This is a genomic window from Devosia sp. LjRoot3, from assembly GCF_964252865.1.
Classification (GTDB): Bacteria; Pseudomonadota; Alphaproteobacteria; order Rhizobiales; family Devosiaceae; genus Devosia.
In genome coordinates, this window is the sequence record NZ_CAXUPK020000005.1 from 379,037 (window position 1) to 404,562 (window position 25,526).

22 protein-coding genes are annotated in these 25,526 nt (G+C 61.1%); 16 read left to right on the plus strand and 6 right to left on the minus strand.

Translation table 11 applies throughout. From position 1 onward, the window contains the following. Positions 1-3 precede the first annotated feature (3 nt). Together tyrS and ACSQ2A_RS19240 are read right to left on the minus strand one after the other, a co-directional pair. On the minus strand, positions 4-1,254 hold the full coding sequence (gene tyrS / locus ACSQ2A_RS19235) for a tyrosine--tRNA ligase (RefSeq protein ID WP_436073513.1): 1,251 nt from the start codon (positions 1,252-1,254) through the stop codon (positions 4-6). Between the two features lie 174 nt (positions 1,255-1,428). Continuing rightward, the gene (locus ACSQ2A_RS19240) at positions 1,429-2,091 is read right to left on the minus strand and encodes an alpha/beta hydrolase (RefSeq protein ID WP_035078631.1); all 663 of its coding nucleotides are present in this window, start codon (positions 2,089-2,091) and stop codon (positions 1,429-1,431) included. A gap of 285 nt (positions 2,092-2,376) precedes the next feature. On the opposite strand from ACSQ2A_RS19240, the gene ACSQ2A_RS19245 reads away from it, so the two are divergent. From ACSQ2A_RS19245 to aroA, 10 genes are all read left to right on the plus strand, one after another. Next, the gene (locus ACSQ2A_RS19245) at positions 2,377-3,522 is read left to right on the plus strand and encodes a cysteine desulfurase family protein (RefSeq protein WP_436073514.1); all 1,146 of its coding nucleotides are present in this window, start codon (positions 2,377-2,379) and stop codon (positions 3,520-3,522) included. A gap of 62 nt (positions 3,523-3,584) precedes the next feature. Continuing rightward, the gene (gene sufB / locus ACSQ2A_RS19250; RefSeq protein WP_436073515.1) at positions 3,585-5,114 is read left to right on the plus strand and encodes a Fe-S cluster assembly protein SufB; all 1,530 of its coding nucleotides are present in this window, start codon (positions 3,585-3,587) and stop codon (positions 5,112-5,114) included. Position 5,115: 1 nt separating this feature from the next. After that, positions 5,116-5,619 (plus strand): cupin domain-containing protein, encoded by a 504-nt coding sequence (locus ACSQ2A_RS19255; RefSeq protein ID WP_436073516.1) that lies wholly within the window; start codon positions 5,116-5,118, stop codon positions 5,617-5,619. 40 nt (positions 5,620-5,659) lie between these two features. Further along, positions 5,660-6,421, plus strand: coding sequence for a Fe-S cluster assembly ATPase SufC (gene sufC / locus ACSQ2A_RS19260; RefSeq protein WP_291411723.1), 762 nt, complete (start codon positions 5,660-5,662; stop codon positions 6,419-6,421). A 6-nt stretch (positions 6,422-6,427) separates the two neighbouring features. Beyond that, positions 6,428-7,636 carry a Fe-S cluster assembly protein SufD gene (sufD, locus tag ACSQ2A_RS19265; RefSeq protein ID WP_436073517.1) on the plus strand — a complete coding sequence of 403 codons (1,209 nt, stop codon included), beginning with the start codon at positions 6,428-6,430 and terminating at the stop codon, positions 7,634-7,636. Between the two features lie 82 nt (positions 7,637-7,718). Continuing rightward, positions 7,719-8,939: a cysteine desulfurase gene (locus ACSQ2A_RS19270; protein WP_436073518.1), complete on the plus strand. Its 1,221-nt coding sequence runs from the start codon at positions 7,719-7,721 to the stop codon at positions 8,937-8,939. A 7-nt stretch (positions 8,940-8,946) separates the two neighbouring features. Next, entirely contained in the window at positions 8,947-9,342 is a 396-nt protein-coding gene (locus tag ACSQ2A_RS19275; protein WP_436073519.1) for an SUF system Fe-S cluster assembly protein, read from the plus strand. A 1-nt stretch (position 9,343) separates the two neighbouring features. Continuing rightward, the gene (locus ACSQ2A_RS19280) at positions 9,344-9,763 is read left to right on the plus strand and encodes a VOC family protein (protein WP_436073520.1); all 420 of its coding nucleotides are present in this window, start codon (positions 9,344-9,346) and stop codon (positions 9,761-9,763) included. Between the two features lie 9 nt (positions 9,764-9,772). Continuing rightward, positions 9,773-10,153: a HesB/IscA family protein gene (locus ACSQ2A_RS19285; protein WP_291417662.1), complete on the plus strand. Its 381-nt coding sequence runs from the start codon at positions 9,773-9,775 to the stop codon at positions 10,151-10,153. A 52-nt stretch (positions 10,154-10,205) separates the two neighbouring features. Further along, positions 10,206-11,483 (plus strand): 3-phosphoshikimate 1-carboxyvinyltransferase, encoded by a 1,278-nt coding sequence (gene aroA, locus ACSQ2A_RS19290; RefSeq protein ID WP_436073521.1) that lies wholly within the window; start codon positions 10,206-10,208, stop codon positions 11,481-11,483. A gap of 9 nt (positions 11,484-11,492) precedes the next feature. On the opposite strand, the gene ACSQ2A_RS19295 is transcribed toward aroA, so the two are convergent. The 3 genes from ACSQ2A_RS19295 to ACSQ2A_RS19305 all read right to left on the minus strand — a co-directional run bounded on the left by ACSQ2A_RS19295 (position 11,493) and on the right by ACSQ2A_RS19305 (position 15,376). After that, positions 11,493-12,557 carry a GGDEF domain-containing protein gene (locus ACSQ2A_RS19295; protein WP_295411855.1) on the minus strand — a complete coding sequence of 355 codons (1,065 nt, stop codon included), beginning with the start codon at positions 12,555-12,557 and terminating at the stop codon, positions 11,493-11,495. A gap of 125 nt (positions 12,558-12,682) precedes the next feature. After that, complete coding sequence (locus ACSQ2A_RS19300) at positions 12,683-14,080, minus strand: DEAD/DEAH box helicase (RefSeq protein ID WP_436073522.1); 1,398 nt, start codon at positions 14,078-14,080, stop codon at positions 12,683-12,685. 282 nt (positions 14,081-14,362) lie between these two features. Next, positions 14,363-15,376: a LacI family DNA-binding transcriptional regulator gene (locus ACSQ2A_RS19305; protein WP_436073523.1), complete on the minus strand. Its 1,014-nt coding sequence runs from the start codon at positions 15,374-15,376 to the stop codon at positions 14,363-14,365. Positions 15,377-15,569: 193 nt separating this feature from the next. Between ACSQ2A_RS19305 and ACSQ2A_RS19310 the strand changes: the two genes are divergently transcribed. The 6 genes from ACSQ2A_RS19310 to ACSQ2A_RS19335 all read left to right on the plus strand — a co-directional run bounded on the left by ACSQ2A_RS19310 (position 15,570) and on the right by ACSQ2A_RS19335 (position 23,717). Beyond that, positions 15,570-17,888: a family 78 glycoside hydrolase catalytic domain gene (locus ACSQ2A_RS19310; protein WP_436073524.1), complete on the plus strand. Its 2,319-nt coding sequence runs from the start codon at positions 15,570-15,572 to the stop codon at positions 17,886-17,888. A 59-nt stretch (positions 17,889-17,947) separates the two neighbouring features. Beyond that, positions 17,948-19,237 (plus strand): ABC transporter substrate-binding protein, encoded by a 1,290-nt coding sequence (locus ACSQ2A_RS19315; RefSeq protein ID WP_436073525.1) that lies wholly within the window; start codon positions 17,948-17,950, stop codon positions 19,235-19,237. A gap of 70 nt (positions 19,238-19,307) precedes the next feature. Further along, positions 19,308-20,198 carry a carbohydrate ABC transporter permease gene (locus tag ACSQ2A_RS19320; protein ID WP_295411860.1) on the plus strand — a complete coding sequence of 297 codons (891 nt, stop codon included), beginning with the start codon at positions 19,308-19,310 and terminating at the stop codon, positions 20,196-20,198. After that, positions 20,195-21,025 carry a carbohydrate ABC transporter permease gene (locus tag ACSQ2A_RS19325; RefSeq protein WP_295411861.1) on the plus strand — a complete coding sequence of 277 codons (831 nt, stop codon included), beginning with the start codon at positions 20,195-20,197 and terminating at the stop codon, positions 21,023-21,025. Before ACSQ2A_RS19320 ends, ACSQ2A_RS19325 begins: the two co-directional genes overlap by 4 nt. Positions 21,026-21,065: 40 nt before the next feature. After that, positions 21,066-22,154 carry an ABC transporter ATP-binding protein gene (locus ACSQ2A_RS19330; protein WP_436073526.1) on the plus strand — a complete coding sequence of 363 codons (1,089 nt, stop codon included), beginning with the start codon at positions 21,066-21,068 and terminating at the stop codon, positions 22,152-22,154. Between the two features lie 216 nt (positions 22,155-22,370). After that, on the plus strand, positions 22,371-23,717 hold the full coding sequence (locus ACSQ2A_RS19335; RefSeq protein ID WP_295411863.1) for an MFS transporter: 1,347 nt from the start codon (positions 22,371-22,373) through the stop codon (positions 23,715-23,717). Positions 23,718-23,726: 9 nt separating this feature from the next. Here the strand turns inward: ACSQ2A_RS19335 and ACSQ2A_RS19340 are convergent, their stop codons facing one another. Further along, positions 23,727-24,950, minus strand: a complete 1,224-nt coding sequence (locus tag ACSQ2A_RS19340; protein WP_436073527.1) for an MFS transporter — start codon at positions 24,948-24,950, stop codon at positions 23,727-23,729. Between the last annotated feature and the right edge of the window lie 576 nt (positions 24,951-25,526).

Consider the following 25,526-nt stretch of genomic DNA (forward strand, 5'->3'; position numbering starts at 1 on the left):
AGCTTAGATCGGCTTAATCAGCGCGTGACGTTTCTTGCCGACGGAAAGCTTGATGACCCCTTCAGGCAACAGTGCGTTTTCGCCAAGGCTCAGCTTGTCGTCATCAACTGAAGCATCGTTGACCTTCACGGCGCCCGAGGCGATGTGGCGGCGGGCTTCGCCGTTGGAGGCGGCAAGACCAGCCGTCACCAACGCGTTGAGAATGCCGATGCCGGAGTTGAGTTCGGCATGCGTCACTTCTGCCGTCGGCAGCGACAGGTCGATGGCGCCGGATTCGAACGTCGCCAAAGCCGTCGCTGCCGACTGAATGGCAGCATCGCGGCCGTGCACAATGGCGGTCACTTCGGTGGCGAGAATCTTCTTGGCTTCATTGATCTCATTGCCGCCGAGCACACCGATGCGTTCGATCTCCGAAATCGGTAGGCGGGTGAAAATCTTGAGGAATTTCACCACGTCGGCGTCTTCGGTGTTCCTAAAGTACTGCCAGAAATCATAGGGCGAGAAGAGATCGCCATTGAGCCAGACAGCCCCGGAGGCCGACTTGCCCATCTTTTCGCCCGACGACTTGGTCAGCAGTGGGGTCGTCAGCGCATAAAGCTGCGGCCCGCCCATGCGATGGGAGAGGTCGACACCATTGATGATGTTGCCCCACTGGTCCGAACCACCCATCTGCAACACGGTGCCATAGCGCCGGTTCAGCTCGGTGAAGTCGTAGCCCTGCATGATCATGTAGTTGAATTCGAGGAAGCTCAGCGATTGCTCGCGATCGAGGCGCAGCTTTACCGAATCGAAGCTCAGCATGCGGTTGACCGAGAAATGGCGGCCGACATCACGCAGGAATTCGATGTAGTTCAGCTTCAGCAGCCAGTCGGCATTGTTCACCATGATGGCCGGGTTGGAGCCTTCATAGTTGAGGATATTGCCGTAGACGCGCTTGATGCTCGCGATATTGGTTTCGATCTGCTCGACCGTGAGCAGCTTGCGCTGGTCGTCGCGGAACGAGGGGTCGCCGACCATGGAAGTGCCGCCGCCCATCAGGCTGATCGCCTGGTGCCCGGTTTCCTGCAACCAGTAGAGCATGGTGACGGTGATCAGATTGCCGATATGGATCGACGTCGCCGTCGCGTCATAGCCGACATAGCCGGTGATCTTGGAGGTCGCCGCGAGCGTATCGAGGCCCTCGGGATCGGAAATCTGGTGGATGAAGCCGCGCTCATCGAGGACGCGCAGGAAGTCGGATTTGTACTTGGTCATTTTGGTGCGATCTGCATCTGGAATTAAGCCGGAGCCCAACTTCCATCCACCGCGTCATCCCCGCGAAAGCGGGGATCTCCGTCTAGGTGATCGAGATTCCCGCTTTCGCGGGAATGACGTGGTGAAAGAAGCAACTCCGTGGGTGAGGACGATCGCCTCAAATGTGCGCTCGAATTAGCGCCCGCCGCCGTCCGCGATCTCCTGACGGCGACGGTCGAGATATTCGGCACACCGGGTCGTCAGTTCGTCGATCTTGCCTTCATAGAAGTGGTTGGCACCCTCGACGATCTGCTGATCGATGGTGATGCCCTTCTGGGTCTTGAGCTTGTCCACCAGCTTCTGGACGGACGTGGGCGGCGCCACGCGGTCCTTGTCGCCATGGATGATCAGGCCCGAAGACGGGCAGGGGGCCAGGAACGAAAAGTCATAGAGGTTTTCCGGTGGCGACACCGAGATAAAACCTTCGACTTCCGGACGGCGCATGAGCAACTGCATGCCGATCCAGGCGCCGAACGAGAAGCCGGCAATCCAGCAGCCGCGGGATTCGCGGTTGATGATCTGCAGCCAGTCGAGCGCCGCGGCGGCGTCCGAGAGCTCGCCGATGCCGTGGTCGAACACGCCCTGCGAGCGGCCCACGCCGCGCGAATTAAAGCGCAGCACGGAGAAGCCGCGCTCGGCGAACATATAGAAGAGGTTGTAGACGATCTGATTGTTCATCGTCCCGCCGAACTGCGGGTGCGGATGCAGCACGATGGCGATCGGCGCGTTCGGTTCCTTGCCCGGCTGGTAACGGCCTTCGAGGCGGCCCTCGGGGCCATTGAAGATAACTTCAGGCATGGTGTCTTTTCCGGCCTTTTTCGGCTCTGTCACTAAGTTGATCCGACTATTCAGGATTGCTCTCCGCGCGGCTTGACTAAGCGCGGGAGCCTCCCTAAAACATGGGTCGAAAAAACCAGTTTAGAATGGTTCGAAATTCGGTTTTAGGCCGCAAGCGGCCTTGTTGAGCGCCCCTTGTAATGAAGTTGGGCGGCAAATTTCAAGAAGTGTTTGGTTTGCGGGATGCTCAGGCGTCCCGATCCCAGCATGGAAGGTATGTCGGGCACGCAGCCCCAAAGAAGGCAGATGGCGAAAGAGAGCACCTATCTCGATCACAATGCCACCGCGCCGCTTCGTCCAGAAGCGCGCGCGGCGCTCTATGCTGCGCTCGATTTGACGGGCAATCCGTCCTCTGTTCACACCCATGGCCGCAAGCTGCGCGATCTTATCGAGACAGGCCGCAGCCAAGTCGCGCGCCTTGCCGGCGCAGAGACACGGCAGGTCGTCTTTACCGGTTCGGCGACTGAAGCCCTGACCCAGGCTATCGTTGGCGGTGCACGCACTTTTGCAGCAGGCGCCGTGGCGATCAGTGCGGGGGAGCATGCTGCGGTCGCCAAGGCGGCCGACGCCACGGGCCTGCCTGTGTGGACAATCCCTGTTTCTGCCGATGGCCGTGTTGATCTGGATCAACTTCGCGCTGCTTTGCTGCGCGCGGATGAAGAGAACATCACGCTGCTCGTCGCCGTTCATTGGGTGAACAACGAGACCGGCGTCGTCCAGCCCATTGGGCCGATTTCCGTTCTCGTCGGCCCAACGCGCCATACCCTGGTCATTGATGCAGTGCAGGCTCTGGGCAAGCTCGATCTGGATTTTGCCGCTTCGGCTGCCGATATGGTGGCTATCAGCGGCCACAAGATCGGTGCGCCGGCCGGTATCGGCGCGCTGCTGGTTAAGGGCCATGCCGATACGGTGCGGCTCATTCCCGGCGGCGGTCAGGAGCAGGGGCGTCGTGGCGGTACGGAATCGGCAGCGCTGATCAGTGCCTTCGGCGCTGCGGCTGCAGCCGAGCGTATGAATATGGAAGCCGCCGCTGCGCTGACCAAGCGCGTGGAAGACGGGCTTCGGGCCATGGCCCCAGATGTCGTGATTTTCGGCGAAAGTGCCGAGCGCGTCGGCAATGTGGTCAATTTCGCCGTACCGGGCATCCGGAATGCCACGGCGATGATGGCGCTCGATCTGGCTGGGCTGTCGGTTTCGGCCGGCTCGGCCTGTTCTTCGGGCAAGGTTGGCGCCAGCCATGTGCTGCTCGCCATGGGTGTCGAGCGCGACCTTGCCGATTGCGCGCTGCGCGTGAGTTTCGGCTGGAATTCCAAGGCAGAAGATGCCGAGGCGTTCCTGGCCGGTTTTGAAACGATCCTTGCCCGCCACAAGCGGACCGGGAAAGCGGCTTAGCCGCAGAGATAAGTAGTGTTCGCGGCGGCCTTGAACCGCCGAGGGACGAAAAGGAGAGCCTGATGGCGGACTACGATATTCCGACGCTAAAGGAAGAAATCGACCGGGAAACGGTCGAACAGGTTTTGGCGCTCGACGTCGACAAATACAAATACGGCTTCGAGACCGATATCGAGTCCGATGTTGCTCCGGTTGGCCTCACCGAGGACACCGTCCGCTTCATCTCTGCCAAGAAGGATGAGCCGGAGTGGATGCTGGAATGGCGTCTTGACGCGTTCCGCCGCTGGCAGACGCTCGAAGAGCCGAACTGGGCCAAGGTGCACTATCCCAAGATCGACTTCCAGGCGATCAGCTACTATTCCGCGCCGAAGAACTTCAAGGGCCCCAAGAGCCTTGATGAAGTCGATCCGGAACTGCTGAAGACCTATGCCAAGCTCGGCATTCCGCTGAAGGAACAGGCGATCCTCGCCGGCGTCGAAGGCGCGGGCGAATCGACCGGCACGCCCTTTGGTGCCAATGTGGCCGTCGACGCCGTGTTCGACTCGGTTTCCGTCGTCACCACCTTCCGCGAAGAGCTGGCCAAGGTCGGCATCATCTTCTGCTCGATCTCGGAAGCGGTTCGCGAATATCCCGAGCTCGTGAAGCAGTATCTCGGCACCGTGGTTCCGGTTTCGGACAACTACTATGCGACGCTGAATTCGGCCGTGTTCACCGATGGGTCCTTTGTCTACATCCCCAAGGGCGTCCGCTGCCCGATGGAGCTGTCGACCTATTTCCGCATCAACGAGAAGAAGACCGGCCAGTTCGAGCGCACGCTGATCATCGCCGACAACGACAGCTACGTCTCCTACCTCGAAGGCTGCACCGCACCCTCGCGCGACGAAAACCAGCTTCACGCTGCCGTCGTCGAGCTGGTCGCCCTCGACAATGCCGAAATCAAGTACTCCACCGTCCAGAACTGGTATCCGGGCGACAAGGACGGCAAGGGCGGCATCTACAATTTCGTCACCAAGCGTGGCGATTGCCGCGGCGTCAATTCGCACATTTCCTGGACGCAGGTCGAAACCGGTTCGGCCATCACCTGGAAGTATCCGAGCTGCATCCTGCGCGGCGACGGTTCGCGTGGCGAGTTCTACTCGATCGCCATCTCGAACGGCTACCAGCAGGTCGATAGCGGCACCAAGATGATCCACCTGGGCAAGAACACGTCCAGCCGCATCATCTCCAAGGGTATCGCTGCCGGCTTCTCGGACAATACCTATCGTGGCCAGGTCTCGGCGCATGCCAAGGCCAAGAACGCCCGCAACTTCACCCAGTGCGACTCGCTGCTCATCGGCGACAAGTGCGGCGCCCACACGGTTCCCTATATCGAGAGCCGCAACGGCACCGCCGTCTTCGAGCACGAAGCGACCACTTCGAAGATCTCCGACGACCAGATGTTCTATTGCCTCCAGCGCGGCCTCAACGAGGAAGAAGCTGTGGCGCTGATCGTCAATGGTTTCGTCCGCGACGTGCTCCAGCACTTGCCGATGGAATTCATGGTCGAAACGCAGAAGCTGATCTCGATCAGCCTCGAAGGCTCAGTCGGCTAAGATGACGACGGAAACGCGCAAACCGGTTGTTACTCTTGCCTCCCTGGCGCTCGACGCCTGGGAGCAGGGCACGCTTTACAAGTCTGCCGACACTTCGTTCGGCAAGCTCCTGGGCCTGCGCGCTCTCGGCATCAGCTACAACGAAGTGCCGCCCGGCAAGTCGAGCTGCCCCTTCCACAACCATCACGTCGAAGAAGAACTTTTCATCGTGCTGGAAGGCGAGGGGACCTATCGCTTCGGCACCGAGCGCTATTCGTTCAAGGCTGGCGACGTGCTTGGCGCGCCGACCGGCGGCCCGGACACGGCTCACCAGATCCTCAATACCGGATCGGTGACGCTGAAATATCTGGGCATCGCCAACAATGCCGATACCGAAGTCTGCGAGTACCCTGACTCGGGCAAATTCCAGGTGACGAGCCGCTCTTCGGCCGATCGTCGCCTCCGCCACTGTGGCCGCGAAGGCCAGAACAACCTTGATTATTGGGATGGCGAGCCGGGCGCCTGAGGCGCTGCCAGCTATCCCTTCCGCAATTGGAGAGAAGAAAATGACCACTCCCGTTCTTGAAATCCGCAACCTGCACGCCCGTATCGAGGAACGCGAAATCCTCAAGGGTGTGAACCTCGTCATCCCGCAGGGCGAAGTCCATGCCATCATGGGCCGCAATGGTTCGGGCAAGTCGACGCTGAGCTATGTGCTCGCCGGCAAGGAAGACTATGAGGTTACCGAGGGCGAAATCCTGCTCAACGGCGAGAACATCCTCGAGATGGAACCGCACGAACGCGCCGCAGCGGGCCTCTTCCTCGCCTTCCAGTACCCGATCGAAATCCCGGGCGTTGCGACCATGACCTTCCTCAAGGCCGCCATCAACGCCCAGCGCAAGGCTCGCGGCGAAGGCGAACTAACGACGCCGGAATTCATGCGCGCCGTCAAGGAAGCCGGCGCCCAGCTCAACGTCGACAGCGACATGCTCAAGCGTCCTCTCAATGTCGGTTTCTCCGGCGGCGAAAAGAAGCGCGCCGAGATCATGCAGATGGCGCTCCTCAAGCCCTCGCTGGCTGTGCTCGACGAAACCGATTCCGGTCTCGACATCGACGCGCTGCAGGTTGTTTCCAAGGGCGTCAACGCGCTCCGTGACGGCAAGCGCTCCATGCTGGTCATCACCCACTACCAGCGCCTCCTCAACCACATCGTGCCGGACGTCGTGCACGTGTTCTCGGATGGCAAGATCGTCGAAAGCGGCGACAAGGACCTGGCGCTTCAGCTCGAAGCCAAGGGCTATGCCGACTATGACGGTCAGGCGGCGTAACCAACCATGCGTCAGACCTTTCCTGTCCGCCTCGGCGCCGCCGAGGAATCCCTGATCGCCCAGCTCAAGGCTGCCGGCGCCGATCAGGCCGCCGAACGCGTCACTGTGGCGGGTCTTCCGACCCGTCGCGTCGAGGCCTATCACTATACCGACCTCAAGACGCTGCTGCGGGCCATCCCGCCGCTGGCACAAGCGGCCAATGAGGCCACTGGGACCGCTCTGCGCGTTCCGGGCGCCTATGCCCTGTCGATCGTCAATGGCGCCGTCCTCGGCGCTGCTACGGCACCGGAAGGCATCAAGGTGGGCAAGACCCACGGTGGCGTTCTCACGAACCGCGATGACGTCATTGTCAGTGTTAGCAATGCGCTAGCAAAAGAGACGCTTAGTCTCGACCTGAAGGGCGCCATCGAGCAGGTCGTCCAGATCGACCATCGCATCGAGGGCGAAGCCGGCCATGTGGCCGACGCGACCAAGATTTTCGTCGCTGACGACTCTTCCGTCGTCATCCTCGAAACCTTCTCGGGCTCCGACGCCGCCCACGTCGGCAACCACGCGACCTACCTCGCGCTGGGCAAGAATGCCGTCGTGACCCACGTCACCATCGACCTAAGTGGCCGCGCCACCTCGCATTTCGCGACCAACGAGTATCACCTCAACGACGGCGCACAGCTCCGTACGCTGGTCATCCATGCCGGCGCAGGTCTGTCGCGCACCCACCTCTTCCCCCGCATGGCGGGCGAGGGCGCGCATGCGGACGTGACGGGCCTCAACCTGGTGTCAGAAGGCCAACACTCTGATATCACGATGGAAACGCTGCACGCTGTGCCGCACACTTCCTCGCAGCCGCTGTTCAAGTCCATCACCCGCGGCCGCTCGAAGGCCGTGGTGCAGGGCAAGCTGATCGTCGCCCGCGACGCGCAGAAGACCGACGCAAAGTTCATGCATCAGGGCCTGATGCTCTCGGACGATGCTGAAATCCTCTCGAAGCCCGAACTCGAAATCTATGCCGACGACGTCGTCTGCGGCCATGGCTCGACCTGCGGCAAGCTCGACGAGGACAGCCTATTCTATCTCCTCAGCCGCGGTATTCCCAAGGCCGAGGCGGAGACCATGCTGGTGCGCGGTTTCATCGCCGAACTCATTGATCCGATTGAAGATGAAGCGCTGAACGAAGCCCTGCAGGGCATCGTCGACGGCTGGCTGCTGGGGAAGTAATCCCCGGCCTTGCCGACGAAAAAAATAGTGGGTGCGACGCGCTCTGTGCCGCACCATTTCCTTGCCTTTGCTGGAAATGGAAATGACCCTCGACCTCGAAAAAGTGCGTGCCGACTTTCCGATCCTGTCGGAAGTGATCCACGGCCATCGCCTGGTCTATCTCGATAGCGGCGCCTCGGCCCAGAAGCCGGTGCAGGTGCTCGAGCGGATGGATTATGCCTTCCGGCACGAATATGCCAATGTTCACCGTGGCTTGCACACGCTCGCCAATCGCGCCACCGACGCCTATGAGACTGGCCGCGAAAGCGTGCGGCGCTTCCTCAACGCTGGCCGGATCGAAGAAATCATCTTCACCCGTTCAGCCACCGAGGCAATCAACCTCGTCGCGCAGTCCTTCGCCGGGCCGCGCATCGGGGCAGGGGACGAGATCGTCACCACGATCATGGAGCACCACTCCAATATCGTGCCGTGGCATTTCCATCGCGAGCGCAAGGGCGCCGTCATCAAGTGGGTCGACGTTCGCGACGACGGCAGCTTCGACATCGACGCCCTCGAGGCGGCGCTGACGGACAAGACACGTATCGTTGCCGTTACTCATATGTCGAACGTGCTCGGCACGGTCACGCCGATCAAGCAAATCGTTGAAATCGCTCACGCTCGCGGCATTCCGGTGCTGGTGGACGGCTCGCAGGGCGCGGTCCACACCAAGGTCGATGTGCGGGATCTCGACGCTGATTTCTACATCATGACCGGCCACAAGCTGTATGGCCCGACCGGCATTGGCGTGCTCTACGGCAAGTATGATCTCCTCGCCGAAATGCAGCCCTATCAGGGCGGCGGCGAAATGATCGACACGGTCACCCTCGACAATGTCACTTACAACGAGCCGCCGCATCGCTTTGAGGCCGGCACCCCGCCGATCGTCCAGGCCATCGGGCTTGGTGCGGCGCTGACCTACATGGAAACGCTCGGCCGCGACGAGATCGCTGCGCACGAGCATGATGTAGCTGCCTATGCCCATGAAAAACTCAGCCGTATCAATTCCTTGCGCCTGATCGGCACGGCGCCGGGCAAGGGCGGCATTTTCTCCTTCGAGATCGCGGGCGCCCATGCCCACGATGTCGCCACCATTCTCGACCGCTACGGCATTGCAGTCCGTGCCGGCACCCATTGCGCGCAGCCGCTGCTGAAGCGATTTGGCGTCACCTCTACCTGCCGGGCATCCCTCGCCCTATATAACGGCAAGGACGATGTTGACGCGCTCGTGGACGGCATTGAGCGCGCCCGTAAATTTTTCGCCTGAGAGACAGATGATGAGCGAAGACACGACACCAGCAGCTGACGAACAGATCGATGTGCGCATCCAGCCGACCATGCCCGAGAGCCTGGGTGATGGCGAAGTGGAGCGCATCACCTCCGACCTGATTGGCGCGCTAAAGACCGTCTATGATCCGGAAATCCCCGTCGACATCTATGAGCTTGGACTGATCTACAAGGTCGACCTCGACGACGACCGCAACCTGACCATCGACATGACGCTGACCGCACCGGGTTGCCCCGTTGCCGGCGAAATGCCGGCCTGGGTTGAAAACGCCGCCCGCGGCGTCGAAGGCATCCAGGACGTCAAGGTCAACATGGTCTTTGATCCGCCCTGGGATGCCTCGCGCATGAGCGAAGAAGCCCAGGTTGCGCTCAACTGGTGGTGAGATGAACCGGCCGCCGCTCGAGGGGCTGGTCGAAACCGCGCTCTACGTCACGGACGTAAAGCGGAGCCGCGACTTCTACGTCCGGATTTTCGGTTTCGAACCCATGGGCGGCGACGAGCGCATTCAGCCTCTGGTTGTGAAGGAAGGGCAGGTTCTGCTCCTCTTCAAGCAGGGCGCGACGCTGAAGCCGATTCCGCTCGGCGGCGGTTTCATTCCGCCCCATGACGGTGGCGGGGAACAGCATTTCGCCTTCGGCATTGAGTTGGAAGCCTATGAAGATTGGAAAACCTTCCTTCAGGGCTTACATATAGAGTTAGAGAGCGAGGTTGTTTGGCCGAGTGGCGGCCGCAGCCTCTATTTCCGAGATCCGGATCGTCTTGTGGTCGAACTTGTGACCCGCGGCGTCTGGAAGAACTTTTAGGAACAACCCATGGCCTTCAAGATCATGTCGCTGTCCGATGCGGCAGCCGAACGCATCAAGGAAATCATGGAAGATTCCGACAAGCCGGTCATCGGCCTGCGCGTCGGCATCAAGAATGCCGGCTGTGCCGGTGTCGCCTATACGATGGACTATGTCAGCGAACCGCTGAAGGGCGACGACCACGTCACTGATCGTGGCGTCGATGTATGGGTCGATCCCAAGGCGACCATGTACCTGCTCGGCACTGTCATGGATTTTGAACAGAGCAAGATGAGCTCGGGCTTCACCTTCAAGAACCCGAACCAGACCGGCGCTTGCGGCTGCGGCGAGAGCGTTACGCTCAAGGCTGCGGACCTGAAAGCAATTGCCGAGGCGCGCGCTACCGCCTGACCTTATGTCAGTGATTGCGTCAGGGAACGCTTTGTCCTAACACCACGGCATCATGCCGAAAACGCTCCCGCCTGCCTACACCATCATCCCTCCTGGTCGTCCGCTTTCGGGTCGCGTTTCGCCCCCCGGCAGCAAGTCCATCACCAATCGCGCTCTGCTACTTGCGGCTCTGGCCAAGGGTACCAGCTGGCTTACGGGTGCGCTCAAGAGCAAGGACACTGTGCTGATGGCGCAGGCCTTGCGCCAGATGGGCGTCACGGTCGAAGAACCTGATGCGACGAGCTTTTTGGTGACAAGCAGCGGCAAGCTGACGGCTCCAGACGCGCCGCTCTTTCTAGGCAATGCAGGAACGGCAACGCGCTTCCTTACAGCCGCGGTAGCGACCATTGACGGCATTGTGGTGGTCGATGGTGACGAGGATATGCGCCTTCGCCCGATCAAGCCGCTGGTGGATGCACTGCGCTCGCTCGGCATCGATGCGGAAGCACCGACGGGTTGCCCGCCCGTGACCATTCGCGGCACCGGCCGCTTCGGGAAGGGCAGGGTGGAGATCGATGCTTCGCTCTCCAGCCAGTATGTTTCAGCGCTCCTGATGGCTGCACCGTTTGGCGATGGGCCGATCGAGGTCGCGCTGGCAGGCAAGGACATTGGTGCCCGCGGCTATGTCGACCTGACTCTGGCCGCCATGCGCGCGTTCGGTGCTAAGGTCGAAGAGACTTCGCCGGGGACCTGGCTGGTCGAGCCGACCGGCTATACCGCGACAGATTTCCATGTCGAGCCTGACGCTTCCGCAGCAACCTATCTCTGGGGCATCGAGGCGCTGACTGGCGGCAAGATCGACCTTGGGGTGGCGGCCGATGCTTTCACCCAGCCTGACGCCTCCGCGCAGGCGGTTATCGCGCAGTTCCCCAATATGCCTGCCGTTATCGACGGTTCGCAGATGCAGGACGCAGTGCCGACCATGGCCGTGGTCGCGGCATTCAACAATCAGCCGGTGCGCTTCGTCGGGATCGCCAATCTGCGCGTCAAGGAAACCGACCGTATTCGTGCTGTCGCCAATGAACTGAACCGCATCCGGCCGGGTCTTGCGAAGGAAGAGGGCGACGATCTCCTGGTCGCGTCCGATCCGGCTTTGCTCGAAGCATCGCAGCGCAATGTCACCTCGCGCATCGAGACCTATCACGATCACCGCATTGCCATGAGCTTTGCACTGGCGGCGCTGCGCGTTGGCGGCGTGACGATTCTTGATCCGGCCTGCACCGGCAAGACCTATCCGGACTATTGGGAGATGCTGGCTTCGCTTGGCGTCGAGCTGGTTCCGACCGCCTGAGCGGTCGGATCAGGCGGCGGTGACGCCGCCGCGGGTCTCGCTGATTTCGGCGAGGCTTTCTTCGGTCAGGACGCGATTGCGGCCGGCGTGCTTTGCCGCATAGAGGCAGCGGTCTGCGCGCTCGATGAGCGAGCCGGCCGTGTCGGCCGGGTGGAAAGCCGCGATGCCGAAGGAAGCCGTGATGCGGCCGAGCTTCTCATTGGTGGAACGCTTCAGCAATTCCTTGCCATGGATGGCTTGGCGCACGTTCTCGGCGACGATGGTCGCGCCCTTGAGATCGGTATTGGGCAGGATGGCGACAAACTCTTCGCCGCCATAGCGGGCTGCCAGATCGCGCCCCTTGATATTGGACTTGATGGTCATGGCCACGAGCCGCAGCACCTGGTCGCCGGTCTGGTGGCCATAGGTGTCGTTAAAGCTCTTGAAGTGGTCGATATCCATCAAGATGAGGCAAAGCGGATTGCCTGTCTGGCGCGCCTCGGCAATGGCCGAACGGAGCCCCTCATCAAAGCTCTTGCGGTTGGCAATCTTGGTCAGCGGATCGAGCAGCGACTCGCGGCGGACGTCATCGAGGTCACGCTGCAGCGCGGCAATGTCATCGCGCGAGGCCTCGAGCTTCTGCTCGAGCATGCGGTTGGTGTCCTGCATGCGGCGCGTTTCGGCCAGCAGGCGTGCGGCCAGGACGCTCAACGCTTCCGGTCCGATTTCACGTTCGAGATCGCCTTGTGCCGATTGCAGCGAACCGGAATAGGCATTGGCCGTCGTCATGGCGTGGTCGATGGCCGAATGCACCGCCTCGATGCGCGCCTGCATGCGCTCGGAGACAGTCGACATACGGTCGTTGACGTCGGATTTCAGGAATTCGTTGTAGAGCGTTTCGGCTAGGCTCGCCGAGGGCGACTCGCCCGACGCGAAAATGGCGTTGATCCGATGGTTCAGGGTCGGATTGACGCCAGTCGCATAGGTGTACAGCAGCTCATAGAACTGCGGGTAGGGCGGGATGCTGCTTTTCTTGAGGAGGTCGAGCGCCGAATTGGCATAGCCGAGCGCTCGCTTGAACTCGTGATCCGACACAGCCTTCCCCGCGACCCGTTGCGCCGACCACCGGCAAATGCAGTTTTACTTTGAAGTCATTTACAAGTCATAACGGCAGGCAACACTCTGTGTCGACCGACAATTTTTCATAAACTGGCAGTATTTTACTCAGATTCCTGTTCGGCAGTACGTGTCGGCCGAAGCAAGAAGGCCGGAATAGGTCCAGCGTCGCCAAATGGCGAATCAGGCACGATATCCGAAACCGGCGCCGGGGTGTCCTTGGCCTTGCGCCTGGAGTTGCGAGCCGGAGCCTTTTGTGGGGCAGCCTCAACAGTTTGCGGCTCGCTCGGGCGTGTCGAGGCCTTCCGCCGCGAAGAGGTACGGGAGGGCCGTGCCGGCGCTTCCTCGTCTTCATTCTGGCTTGAGGCAACAGGCGCCACGTCGAGCCAGTCGATCGGCTTCTGGATCAACTTGAGAATGGCATCGAGATGCTTCTCGTCGCCCGGGCCAACGAAAGTATAGGCAGTGCCCGAACGTCCGGCGCGGCCGGTGCGGCCAATGCGGTGCACGTAGTCTTCGGCGTGAACGGGCACGTCAAAATTGAACACATGGCTCACGGCCGGAATATCGAGGCCGCGGGCAGCGACGTCGCTGGCGACGAGCAGGGTGAGATTGCCGGACTTGAATGCATCCAGCGTTTCCATGCGGCTCTTCTGGTCCATGTCGCCATGGAGCGCGCCGGCGCTATAGCCGTGGCGCTCCAGCGAGCGGGCGAGGGTCGCCACGTCGCGCTTGCGGTTGCAGAAGATGATCGCGTTGGTCAGACCTTCGGCGGCATCGACGCGGGCGCGCAGCATGGCGCGCTTCTGGTCCGGTCGCGACGAAACTTTCACCAGTTTCTGGTCGATCGTATCAGCCGTGGACGCCGTGCGGGAGACCTGCACATGTACAGGATCCTTGAGGAAACGCTTGGTCAGGCGCTCGATCTGCGGATCCATGGTTGCCGAGAACAGCATGGTCTGGCGGCGCGGCGGCAGGCGCGAGCAGATTTTTTCGATGTCGTCGATAAAACCCATGTCGAGCATGCGGTCGGCTTCGTCGATGACGAGAATTTCAACGCCGGTGAGCAGGATCTTGCCGCGATCGAACTGGTCAAGGAGACGGCCAGGCGTGGCGATCAGCACGTCAACGCCGCGATCGAGCTTCTTGTTCTGGTCCTCGAAGGACACGCCGCCGATGATCAGCGCCATCGAGAGACGATGGTTCTTGCCGTATTTTTCAAAGTTCTCGGAAACCTGGGCAGCGAGTTCGCGCGTCGGTTCGAGAATGAGTGTGCGCGGCATGCGGGCACGGGCGCGGCCGGCCTCAAGCAGGGTGAGCATGGGCAGCACGAAGGATGCAGTCTTGCCGGTGCCGGTCTGAGCGATGCCGATCAGGTCCTTCTTCTGCAGAAGGTGCGGAATGGCTTGCGACTGGATTTCAGTGGGTCGCGTGTAGCCGGCCGCTGCAACAGCGTCGGTAACTTTGCTCGAAAGGCCAAGGCCAGAAAAATCGTCGGTCAACGTCAGAGATTCCACTCGTGGGTCGTCCGGGTGGCTGAGCGAACCGAAATGTTCGGTACGGCGCACCGCGGAAATCATGTGCAAGGCCCGTGCTTTGGGGCTGTGGCCCTAGACCCAATGTCGAATGGAGCGTCGGGTACTTGTTTTTCTGCGCGGGCCCGTCGCCGGGCAGAGAAAACGCAAGAGAAAAAACAGGCAATCCGGCAAACCTTGCGGCGCGGACCATAGCGCAAAGCCCTTGCGTGTCAACGGTCTTGCCCGTTTTCGGCTGGATGCAGCGCCTTAGCCCGACTTTGCGGAGCTGGCCCGCGCTACGACACGCGGGGTAACCACGAAGTGTTCGGAGTGAGAACGGCCATCAATGCGCTCGATGAGCAGGCGAGTTGCTTGTAAACCTAGCACTTCGCCGGACTGGTCGATGCTGGTGAGACGGTTTTGCGAGAATTCGCAAAAGACGGTGTTGTCGTAGCCGACAATGGCAACATCTTCGGGGATTGAGAGGCCTAGTTCGACCGCAACGCTGATGGCTTCGAAGGCCATGAGGTCGGTCCAGCAGAAAATGGCGTCCGGCCGATCCTTGCCTTCGAGAAGGCGGCGGAGGATCAGTTGGACTTCGCGAAGCACCTGGGGCGCGCGAACAATGTTGATCGAGCCGCCGAGGCCTTGCTCGGTCATCTCCAGTCGATACCCGAGCTCGCGCTGATTGATCACCGTCGAAACCGGCGCCGCGAGGCTGAGCATGGCGATCTTCTTGTGGCCATTCTGGCAGAGATGGCGGACGGCGAGGCGGCCACCCAGCTGATCGTCGTTGTTGACCGTGTCGAAGCGCGCGTCGGTGAGGTCGTGGTGGCCGATCGCCACAAGCGGGACACGGTCGGCGATATCGTTCAGTCGCTCATTGGTCTCGTTGGGTCCGATGAGGACGAGGCCATCCATCTGACGGTCGATCATGGCCTCGACGAGCGATGAGGCCGAGACGCTAACCCCTTGCATGGCCTGGTATCGGGTACGCTCCAGAGCCGAGTTCACGCCAGCAAAGATGTCGGCGAAGAATGGGTTGCGCAGGTCGGGGAAAACGAGCCCGAGCGTATAGGTGCGACCACGAAGACCTCGGGCCGACGCCAGGGGGCGATAATTGAGCTTGTCCATCGACGCCTGGACCTTGGCGCGCAGGGCATCGCTGACGCCGTAAGCGTCTCGCAGCACTTTGGAAACGGCCGCTACCGACACCCCGGCATCGCTCGCAACTTCCCGGATTGTAATGCGCGGCGTTCTCGCCGGGGCTTTCTTGGTCATCACGTCCTCCGCCTCAGTCTTCGCACCTATTCTAAAAAAAGCCTATTGCGAAGATCGCAAAAATGTAGAACGCTACACGTAGAACAGTTTACAGCCGCACCAAGCGGCCTGAGGAGACTACCACGTGCTGAATGAAACCGCGGCAGAGCTGGCTTCCAGCTCACGAGCTTCCACACGCGCTTGGACTGCCAAGATGGTTCGTCCGCTCGCTGACAAGGGTGTCGGCACTCCGGCAACCTTCGTTGCGAAGACCTTCAATCTCGACAGCGTTTCCGGCGCCGAAATTCTCGACATCACGGCCCTCGGCCTCTACGTCGCCTTCATCAATGGCAAGCGCGTCGGCAACGATGTGCTGACGCCGGGCTGGACGGCCTATGATGCGCGCCTGAGCTACCAGACCTATGACGTGGGCTCGCTGCTCGTTGCCGGTGAGAACCGCATCGAAATCTGGCTGGGCGACGGCTGGCTGCGCTCGCAGCTGATGTGGGGCAAATTCCCGATCTACAACACCTGGGGCAGCGAGATTGCCGCGCTGGTGGAACTGCGCGGTCGGGCAGGGGACGCTGATCCGATCCTAGTGACCGATGCTTCTTGGGAAAGCGGCGAACTGCCGATCCGCAAGTCGGGCATCTATTTCGGCGAAACTTTTGACGCTCGCATCGCACCGACCGTTTCGGGCGCGACTGCCGCGATTGAATTCGACCACGCCCGCCTCGTCGCCCACGAAACGACGCCGGTGCGTGAGCTTGACGCGCTGACCGCGGTCAAGACCTGGACCGACGCCGAAGGCCGTACGGTTTTCGATTTCGCCCAGAACGTTGGTGGCTATGTCGCCATCTCGGTTTCCGGTTCCGCCGGCGCCAAGGTGACCGTCGAGCACGCCGAAGTCCTCGACAAGGACGGCAATTTCTACAACGTCAATTACCGCACGGCCGAAGCGACGATCACCTATGTCCTGAACGGGCAGGGGACCGAGACTTACCGTCCGCACTTCACCTTCCAGGGCTTCCGCTATGCACGCGTTGCCATTGAAGGCGACGCCAAGCTCGTCGACATCAAGTCGATCCCGATCAGTTCGGTGACCGAGCAGAAGGCAACCTTCACCTCGGGCAACCAGCTGGTGAACCGCCTCTTCCTCAACACGCTCTGGAGCCAGCGCGGCAACTTCATCGAAGTGCCGACCGACTGCCCGCAGCGCGACGAGCGTCTGGGCTGGACCGGCGACGCGCAGGTTTTTGCCGGCACCGCCGCCTATCTCGGCGAAGTGCAGGGCTTCTTCCACAAGTGGGTGCGCGACCTGATGGTCGATCAGCGCGAAGACGGCGCTGTCCCGCACGTTTGCCCCGATCCGACCCGCATGCAGCCGGAACACTATCCGGGCTTTTACGGCTCGACCGGCTGGGGCGATGCCATCTACCAGGTGCCGTGGCAGGTTTATCTCCATTACGGCGACAAGGACTTCCTAAAGGAAGTGCTGCCCAACATGGTCAAGTGGGTCGACTTCGTCTGGTCGATCAGCGACGGCCCTATCGTTTCGCCGCCGCGCGAATGGGGTGCCCGTGGCTTCTCGTTCGGCGACTGGCTGCAGCCCAAGGGCCCGAGCGCCAAGCCGCTGCCGACTATTGGCGACGATGCTGCCGCGACGATCTACCTCTATATCGCCGCCAAGCAGGTTGCCGACATTGCCGGTATCGTCGGCGACGCCGCGACAGCCCAGCGCCTTGGCAAGATGGCGGCCGACGTGAAGACCGCCTTCCAGAGCGAGTTCATCACCGTCTCCGGCCGTCTGGCCTATGACGACCAGACGTCCTATGCGCTGGCCATCGTTCACGACCTGATCCCGGCCGACAAGTACGAAGCAGCCAAGGGCTACTTCAAGAACACCATCGCTCGTGCCGAGGGCCGTATCGGCACCGGCTTCATCGGCACTCCGGCACTGTTGCCCGCGCTGATCAAGATCGGCGAATGGGGCCTCGCCAGCGCAGTCTTCCTGCAGGAAGAAGTCCCGGGCTGGCTCTATCAGGTGAAGATGGGCGCGACGACGATCTGGGAACGCTGGGATGCGATCCAGGCCGATGGCTCGATCTACAACCCGCAGATGAACTCCTACAACCACTATGCCTATGGCGCTGTTTGCCAGTGGCTCTTGGAAGGGGTTGCCGGCTTCCGTCCCGACGAGAAGGACCCCGCGTTCAAGACCGTGGTCTTTGAACCGCTGATCCTGCCCGAACTGTCCCCGGTCAAGGCCGATCACGACAGCCCGGCGGGCAAGATCCGCGCGGAGTGGACCATCACCGGTGAAGCCGTGCGCTACGAGATCGAAGTGCCGGCGGCAAGCCGAGGCGTTCTGCGCCTCGCTTCCACCTATCGCGACGCCAAGCTCGATGGCCAGCCCATCACGGCGGGCCAGGACACAGCCCTCTCTGCCGGCAAGCACGTCGTGACCTTCAACTACACAGCACCGAAGCGCGAGGAGCGCCAGAAGTCGCTGGTGAACGCCAACACGCCGTAAGGCGCGTATCTCGACTTAACCAGGGCCCGCAAAATGCGGGCCTCCCAGGGAGGTAGACTATGACCAAGACCAAACTTTTCGCCCTGACCGGCGCCAGCCTGCTCGGCCTGATGATGACGGCCAATGCCGTCAACGCCCAGCAGTCGGGCTACCTGTCATTCCTCATCGACAACGGCCCGCAGTCGGTCGCCGTCGCTGAAGCATGGGTGGCCGCCTACACCGCGAAGAACCCCGATGTCACCATCGACATCGAAGTGCGCCCCGGTGGCGGCGAAGGCGACAACATCGTCAAGACCCGTCTGGCGACGGGCGCCATGGCCGACGTGTTCTTCTACAATTCGGGCTCGCTCTTCCAGGCGATCAACCCGGTCCAGAACCTGCTGCCGGTTACCAATGAACCGTGGCAGGCTGGCATCCAGGACAGCTTCAAGTCGGTCGTTTCGGCTGGTGGCGAAGTCTATGGCACACCCTTCGCTCCGGCCATGGGCGGCGGCATCTTCTACAACAAGCCAATCTATGAAGAGCTTGGCCTCGAAGTTCCCAAGACCTGGGACGAGTTCATGGCCAACAACGAAAAGATCAAGGCCGCCGGCAAGACTGCCGTGATCCAGACCTATGGCGAAACCTGGACTTCCCAGCTGTTCGTCCTGGCCGACTTCTACAACGTCCTCACGGAAGTGCCGGACTTTGCCGAGAAGTTCACTGCCGGTGAAGCCAAGTTCGCTACCACCCCGGCCGCTGTCCGTGGCTTTGAAAAGCTGCAGGAAGTCTATGAAGCTGGCTTCCTCAATGCCGACTTCGGCGCTGCGACCTATCCCGATGGTATCCGCATGGTTGCGACCGGCGAAGGCGCTCACTACCCAATGCTGACCTTCGGCATCGGCGCTATCGCTGAAACCGTGCCGGACCATCTGCAGGACGTCGGCTTCTTCGCCCAGCCGGGTGACAATGCCGAAACCAACGGCCTGACCACCTGGATGCCGGACTCGATCTACATCGCCAAGACCACGGCTGCTCCGGATCTGGCCAAGGACTTCGTCGGCTTCATCGGTTCGCCGGAAGGCTGCGACATCCGCAACGAAGCCGTGGGCGCCACCGGTCCCTACATGATCGCCGGTTGCGAACTGCCTGCCGACGTGCCGCCGGCCGTGGCCGACATGCTGCCCTACTTCCAGGAAGGCGGCCATAACGGCCCGGCTCTCGAGTTCCTGTCGCCGATCAAGGGCCCGGCTCTGGAGCAGATCACCGTTGAAGTCGGTTCGGGCATCCGCCAGGCCGCTGACGGCGCCGCTCTCTACGACGAAGACGTGCGCAAGCAGGCACAGCAGCTCGGCCTTGCCGGCTGGTAATCGTCTCTGACCCTGCTTAGGCTCCGGAGGGCCCAACCCTCCGGAGCCGCAATGCATTGCGAGGTTCCCCATGACAGCATCAGCTGTTCCTGCGCTGAAAATGCAGCGTAGGTCCCTTTACCCTGGCTGGTTCTATGCGCCGGCTGCGGTAGTCTATTCCGTGCTGTTCCTGGCGCCGACCTTTGCGTCGCTCTATTTCAGCCTGACGCGCTGGACGCTGTTCGATGCCACGTTCATCGGCCTCGACAATTTCGCGCAGTTTTTCCGCGAACCGTTCCTTATCCAGGGCCTCGTAAACACGGTCATCTATGCCGTGATCACCTCGGGCCTGAAGGTCGTCATCGGGATGATGCTAGCCGTGATGCTGACGAGCCAGATCATGGCACGCGGCTATCTGCGTTCGGTGATCTTCTTCCCGGTGCTGGTGTCCACAATCGGCGTCGGCATGACCTTTACGGTCCTGATGCATCCGACCCTAGGCATGATCAACCAGACCCTGGCGATGATCGGTATTCAGGGGCCGGGCTGGCTCGTCGATCCCAAGCTGGCGCTGTTCTCGGTTGCCCTTGTCGACGTCTGGAAGGGCGTGGGGCTTGCCACCGTCATCTACATTGCCGGTCTCGTCGCCATCCCCAAGGACTATTACGAAGCCGCCCGCATCGATGGCGCGACCAAGCTGCAGAACTTCTTCTATGTGACGCTGCCGCTCAGCCGACCGGCAACCGCAACCGTCATCACGCTGTCCTTCATCGGCGGCCTTCGCACCTTCGACCTCATCTGGGCGATGACCAAGGGCGGTCCGGGCTTTGCTTCCGATACCGTCGCTTCAGTCATCTACAAGCAGTACCAGGCCGGTTTCTATGGCCTCTCGACCGCAGGCAACGTGGTGCTGTTTATCCTCATTGCCGTGCTCGTCGTGCCGCTGACCATGTTCCTCAATCGCAAGCAGGGCCACGAATGAAGAAGTCGCGCGCCTCCATCATTGGCGGTATTGCCGCCATCGCGGCCACCTTCGTGGTCTTTGTTATCCCGTTCTTGTTCATCATCCTGATGGCTTTCAAGGACAAGCAGCAGTCGGCTCTGCGCGACTTCTCCTGGCCGAACGGCTTCCACCTCTTTGAAAACCTCTACGAGGTGATCAAGACCCGCAACTGGATGATGATCACGGCGTTTATCAACTCCTCGCTGATCACGGTGGTCAGTGTCACGCTGCTGATCGTCCTCGCCGCCATGGTTGGCTTCGTGCTGGCCCGCCGCAAGACTAAGTGGAACGGTACGATCGAGTTCCTGATCCTCGCCGGCCTGATGATCCCGCCCGCTGTGGTGCCGACCATCTGGCTGCTGCAAGGGCTAAAACTGTTCGGCACGCTGCACGGCATGATCCTGATCCAGGTGGCCTACAACCTGCCATTCTCGATCATCCTCTATCGCGCCTTCATCGCCACCATTCCGCGTGAGCTCGACGAGGCCGCGGTGATCGATGGGGCTCGCCCGCTCGACGTGTTCTTCCGCATCATCCTGCCGCTGCTCTGGCCGGTGACGGTGACCAATATCGTGGTGCAGTCGGTCGGCATCTTCAACGACTTCACCAACCCGCTCTACTACCTGCCGGGCAATCAGAACGCGACCGTGCAGCTGACGCTCTACAATTTCCAGAGCCAGTTCAGCACGGCCTACAACCTGCTCTTCACCAATATCCTGCTCATCACCATCCCGCCGCTCATCGTCTTCATGTTCTTCAACCGGCAGATCGTGGCCGGCATGACGGCCGGCGCGGTCAAGGGGTAGGGCGATGGCAACCAAAATTCTCAGCGAGGAGATCTGACCCATGGCTGGCTTGGAACTCAAGAATATCCAGAAGACCTATGGCAAGGTCGAGGTCATCAAGGGCGTGGACCTGACCGTCGAAGACGGCGAGTTCGTCGTTTTCGTCGGCCCCTCGGGCTGCGGCAAGTCGACCCTGCTGCGCATGATCGCGGGTCTGGAAGACATCACCGGCGGCGAACTCTATATCGGCGACAAGCTCTGCAACGCCGTCGAGCCGCGTGATCGCTCCATCGCGATGGTGTTCCAGTCCTATGCGCTCTATCCGCATATGACGGTCTACGACAATGTCGGCTTTGGCCTGAAGCTCGCCAAAACGCCTAAGGATGTCCGCGACCAGAAGATCCGCGAAGCTGCGCGCATCCTCAAGATGGAACACCTGCTCGATCGCAAGCCGGGCCAGCTCTCGGGCGGACAACGCCAGCGCGTCGCCATCGGCCGCGCCATCGTGCGCAAGCCCGAAGTCTTCCTCTTCGACGAGCCGCTGTCGAACCTCGACGCGGCCCTCCGTGTCGATACGCGCATGGAGATCGCCAAGCTCCATGCCGATCTCGGCGCGACCATGATCTACGTGACCCATGACCAGGTCGAAGCCATGACCCTGGCCGACAAGATCGTGGTTCTGGACGCCGGTGTCGTGCAGCAGGTCGGCAGCCCGATCGAGCTCTATCAGCGCCCGACCAATCTCTTCGTCGCCGGCTTCATCGGCTCGCCGAAGATGAACTTTGTCGAGGTCACCGTCGAAGTCGTCGATGGCGACTCGATCACCGTCTCCAGCAAGGACGTCGCGAGCCTGCGTGTCCCGGCAACGCCTGCTGGCGTCAAGGTCGGCGACAAACTGACACTCGGCATTCGTCCCCATGACCTCGTTCCGGCCAGCAATGGCGCCATTGTGGGCCGCGTGAGCCTTGTCGAACGGCTGGGGAACGAGACCATCGTCAACCTTGAGCTGTCGTCCGGCGCAGCCTGGCTTGCCGTGCTCGAAGGCGACCAGCCGCTGCGCGTTGGCGAAAGCCTGGCGCTTGCGGCCGAACCGGCCAAGGCCATTCTCTTCGACAAGGACGGCAAGTCGCTGCTTGCGCCGCTCAGCTAAGACGCAAAAGAGTTTCCTCCCGACTGGGCTCCGGCATTGCCGGGGCCCTTTTTCTTTGGCGTGTCGAAATCCCGGTGAACCATTCGTCGTGTCACGCGCTTCGCTGACAGAACCTGTCACAGGTGCGCGCTAAGCCCGTTTCGACTTGCCGCCATGGCCGGGAGGGAGGAGAGTGCCCAACCGGCAGAAGGACCTGATCTCCAAGAGGACTAAGCAATGCGTCCCTTTCACCAAATTCTGGCGAACAATCTCGTGGCCAATGTCACGAATTTCACCGTCTGGTTCGCCGTAACCTTTTGGGTTTTCATCGAAACCCAGTCCGTTTTCGCCACCGGCATGATCGCCGGCATCTTTCTTGTCTTCACTGCTGCCTTCGGCATCTGGTTCGGCTCGATCGTCGACCACAACTCCAAAAAGCTCGCCATGCTTGGGTCGAGCGTCGTTTCCGGGCTGTGCTATATGGCCGGCCTCGCAATGGTGCTGTTCGAGCCCGAGGGCGCCTTCACGAACCCCTACGGCCCATATCTCTGGCTCTTCATCGTCACGGTGATGCTGGGCGTCATCGCCGGCAATATCCGCTCGATCGCGCTGCCGACGCTTGTGACCATCCTCATCCCCGAGAACGACCGCGACAAGGCCAATGGTCTCGTCGGCATGGTTTCGGGCATCGGCTTCCTGACGACCTCGGTGATTTCGGGCTTTCTCGTTGCCTATACTGGCATGCTGGGTGTGATGCTGATGTCGCTCGTCGCGACGGTGCTGGTTTTCATTCACCTCAGTATCGTCCCGCTCGATGAGGGCAGGGCGCCCCATGATCCCGAGGTACCGTCCGAGCCAAAACGCGTCGATGTGGCCGGAACCATTCGGGTCATTGCCGCCGTTCCCGGACTTTTCGCCCTTATCTTCTTCGCCACCTTCAACAATTTCCTCGGCGGCGTCTTCATGGCGCTGCTCGATGCCTATGGCCTGTCGCTGGTGTCGGTGGAGGTCTGGGGCCTGACCTTCGGCGTGTTGTCGACGGCGTTCATTTTCAGTGGCATCGTCATTTCGAAGCTGGGTCTGGGCAAGAACCCGCTTCGCACGCTGATGATGGTCAATGTCATCACCTGGGCCGTCTGCTGCGTCTTCACCGTGCAATCGTCCTTCTGGCTGCTGGCGGCCGGGTGTTTCGTCTGGATGCTCCTTGGCCCCTATGCCGAAGCCGCCGAGCACACGACGCTGCAAAAGGTGGTGCCGCTCGAGCGCCAGGGCCGCGTTTTCGGCTTTGCGCAATCGGTCGAACAGGCTGCGTCACCACTGACGGCATTCCTGATCGGACCACTGACGCAGTTCGTGGTGATTCCGTTCATGACGGATGGGGCAGGGGCCCAGTCTATCGGCTCCTGGTTCGGTACCGGCCCGGCGCGCGGGATTGCCCTGGTCTTCACCGTGGCCGGGTTTTTGGGCCTGTTCGTCACCATCCTGGCGTTCAATTCCCGCTACTATCGGGAATTGTCTGCGGCCTATGCCGCCAACAAGGATGATGATGAAGATGGCGGAGCGGCAGTCGCCAGCCCCGCCTGATCGCCTCAGTTACGCCGGCAGTGCTTCTGCCGGCGTTTCCTTTGTGGTCTTGGGCGGGAAAGCCAGGGCAAGCGCCGCAGCGGCGAGACCGACGGCCGCCGAAGCCACGTAGAGCCAGTGGTAGTCACCGAAAGTATCGAACAGCCAACCGCCGCCAACCGGCCCAAAAGCCATGCCGATGGACGAAGTCATCGTGATACCGCCGAGCACGGTGCCCATGACATTGGGCCCGAAATAATCGCGCGCCAGCACCGAATAGAGCGGCATCACACCGCCATAGACGAGGCCCAGCACCACGGCCAGCATGTAGAAGTGCGGCAGCTCGCTGACATAGATATAGCTATAGATTCCAATGGCTTGCATCGCGAGACCAATGACGATGACGCGTTTGACACCGATCCTGTCGGCCAGGACGCCGAAGATGACGCGGCCGAAAAGCCCGGCAAAGCCTTCGACGCTATAGATACTGGCCGCTGCCAACGCCGAGGCGCCGCAGAGCATGGCATAGCTGACCGTATGAAAGATCGGACCTGAATGCGCGGCGCAGCAGAGAAAAAAGACGCCAGCCAGGATGAAGAACTGAGGCGTGCGGAAGATCGCGCCCATATTGGTCGGCTGAGGCTCGGCCGGTGCAATATCGCTGCCCGGTGACGGTGCTTCTGCCATGACGGCGGGTGCACGGCGGATCAGGAAAGCCGCCGGAATGATGAGCGCTGCAGCAGCGATAGCCGTCATCATCATGGCATTGCGCCAGCCATAGTTGGCGATCAATACTGTCGCCAGCGGCGTGATCGTCATCGGGGCGATACCGCCGCCGAGCGAGACGAGCGAGACCGCCAGGCTCCGATGCTTGTCGAACCAGCCAAGCGTGGTTGCGATCAAGGGGGCGAAGAAAGCGCCACCAGAGGCGCCAACTAGCCCGCCATAGGCAAACTGGAACACCAGAAGATCATTGGCGCGGCTGGCAATAAAGAGACCAAGCCCAAGCAGGACGGCCGCGACCAGAACCACCGGCCGCGCGCCGATGCGGTCGGTCAGCGTGCCCCAAAGAAAACCGGCAATACCCATGACGATGAAACCCACCGTCATGGCGCCGGAAATGCCGGCGCGGGTCCAGCCGGTTTCTTCCGCGATGGGCTGAAGGTAGACAGGCAGGGCGAACATCGCGCCCATCGCCAAACAAGTGATCACTGCGCCGGCTGCGACAATGACCCAACCATAGTGCCGTTCCATTCGAAGGTCCTCCTCAGGGAATATGCCTTCGCGACGAACGAGACGCCCGGATTTCAACACGCGCAAGGAAAAATCGTGAGGATGACCTCGGATGTGCGCACAAACTTATCCACGGTGCTTTGGCAGCTGGTATTGTTGCGGCTCAAAGCCCGGTTTGGCGCGCTTTCTCACACACAAAAGTTCCATAATGTATATTATGCGAATTACGTTTGTGCAGCTTTCTGCCTCCCTGCACCTCGCCCGATGTTCCCGACCTCATAAGGTTACAACCTATCCCAAAAGATTACATCCAAACGCAGCCCCTTCACCCCTAAAGCCTACAACCAACGGGTCAGCGCACCCCAAAAGCCTACAACGGCGCAGATGGACAGGTTTAGGTGTATCGCCCTCGGTCCAGTCGAATGACCATAGCGCTAGCCCTTGTGCCATGTTGCAAACGCTTGGCCGAAGGCCACTTGCGCCGCAGCGCGCTCAGCGCTCAGTCTCCGCAAGAATTGGGTTTGGACGCGCTGGAAGCATCAGTTGCCGGCGTGGCACAGCGCCGTCGTGACGACCCGAGAAATTGTGGGCGGGTAT

Excerpts from the sequence above, each read along its gene's own strand:
- tyrS (WP_436073513.1), bottom strand. The coding sequence starts at position 1,254 with ATGACCAAGTACAAATCCGACTTCCTGCGCGTCCTCGATGAGCGCGGC.
- ACSQ2A_RS19240 (WP_035078631.1), bottom strand. The coding sequence starts at position 2,091 with ATGCCTGAAGTTATCTTCAATGGCCCCGAGGGCCGCCTCGAAGGCCGT.
- ACSQ2A_RS19245 (WP_436073514.1), top strand. The coding sequence starts at position 2,377 with ATGGCGAAAGAGAGCACCTATCTCGATCACAATGCCACCGCGCCGCTT.
- sufB (WP_436073515.1), top strand. The coding sequence starts at position 3,585 with ATGGCGGACTACGATATTCCGACGCTAAAGGAAGAAATCGACCGGGAA.
- ACSQ2A_RS19255 (WP_436073516.1), top strand. The coding sequence starts at position 5,116 with ATGACGACGGAAACGCGCAAACCGGTTGTTACTCTTGCCTCCCTGGCG.
- sufC (WP_291411723.1), top strand. The coding sequence starts at position 5,660 with ATGACCACTCCCGTTCTTGAAATCCGCAACCTGCACGCCCGTATCGAG.
- sufD (WP_436073517.1), top strand. The coding sequence starts at position 6,428 with ATGCGTCAGACCTTTCCTGTCCGCCTCGGCGCCGCCGAGGAATCCCTG.
- ACSQ2A_RS19270 (WP_436073518.1), top strand. The coding sequence starts at position 7,719 with ATGACCCTCGACCTCGAAAAAGTGCGTGCCGACTTTCCGATCCTGTCG.
- ACSQ2A_RS19275 (WP_436073519.1), top strand. The coding sequence starts at position 8,947 with ATGATGAGCGAAGACACGACACCAGCAGCTGACGAACAGATCGATGTG.
- ACSQ2A_RS19280 (WP_436073520.1), top strand. The coding sequence starts at position 9,344 with ATGAACCGGCCGCCGCTCGAGGGGCTGGTCGAAACCGCGCTCTACGTC.
- ACSQ2A_RS19285 (WP_291417662.1), top strand. The coding sequence starts at position 9,773 with ATGGCCTTCAAGATCATGTCGCTGTCCGATGCGGCAGCCGAACGCATC.
- aroA (WP_436073521.1), top strand. The coding sequence starts at position 10,206 with ATGCCGAAAACGCTCCCGCCTGCCTACACCATCATCCCTCCTGGTCGT.
- ACSQ2A_RS19305 (WP_436073523.1), bottom strand. The coding sequence starts at position 15,376 with ATGACCAAGAAAGCCCCGGCGAGAACGCCGCGCATTACAATCCGGGAA.
- ACSQ2A_RS19310 (WP_436073524.1), top strand. The coding sequence starts at position 15,570 with ATGGTTCGTCCGCTCGCTGACAAGGGTGTCGGCACTCCGGCAACCTTC.
- ACSQ2A_RS19315 (WP_436073525.1), top strand. The coding sequence starts at position 17,948 with ATGACCAAGACCAAACTTTTCGCCCTGACCGGCGCCAGCCTGCTCGGC.
- ACSQ2A_RS19320 (WP_295411860.1), top strand. The coding sequence starts at position 19,308 with ATGACAGCATCAGCTGTTCCTGCGCTGAAAATGCAGCGTAGGTCCCTT.
- ACSQ2A_RS19325 (WP_295411861.1), top strand. The coding sequence starts at position 20,195 with ATGAAGAAGTCGCGCGCCTCCATCATTGGCGGTATTGCCGCCATCGCG.
- ACSQ2A_RS19330 (WP_436073526.1), top strand. The coding sequence starts at position 21,066 with ATGGCTGGCTTGGAACTCAAGAATATCCAGAAGACCTATGGCAAGGTC.
- ACSQ2A_RS19335 (WP_295411863.1), top strand. The coding sequence starts at position 22,371 with ATGCGTCCCTTTCACCAAATTCTGGCGAACAATCTCGTGGCCAATGTC.
- ACSQ2A_RS19340 (WP_436073527.1), bottom strand. The coding sequence starts at position 24,950 with ATGGAACGGCACTATGGTTGGGTCATTGTCGCAGCCGGCGCAGTGATC.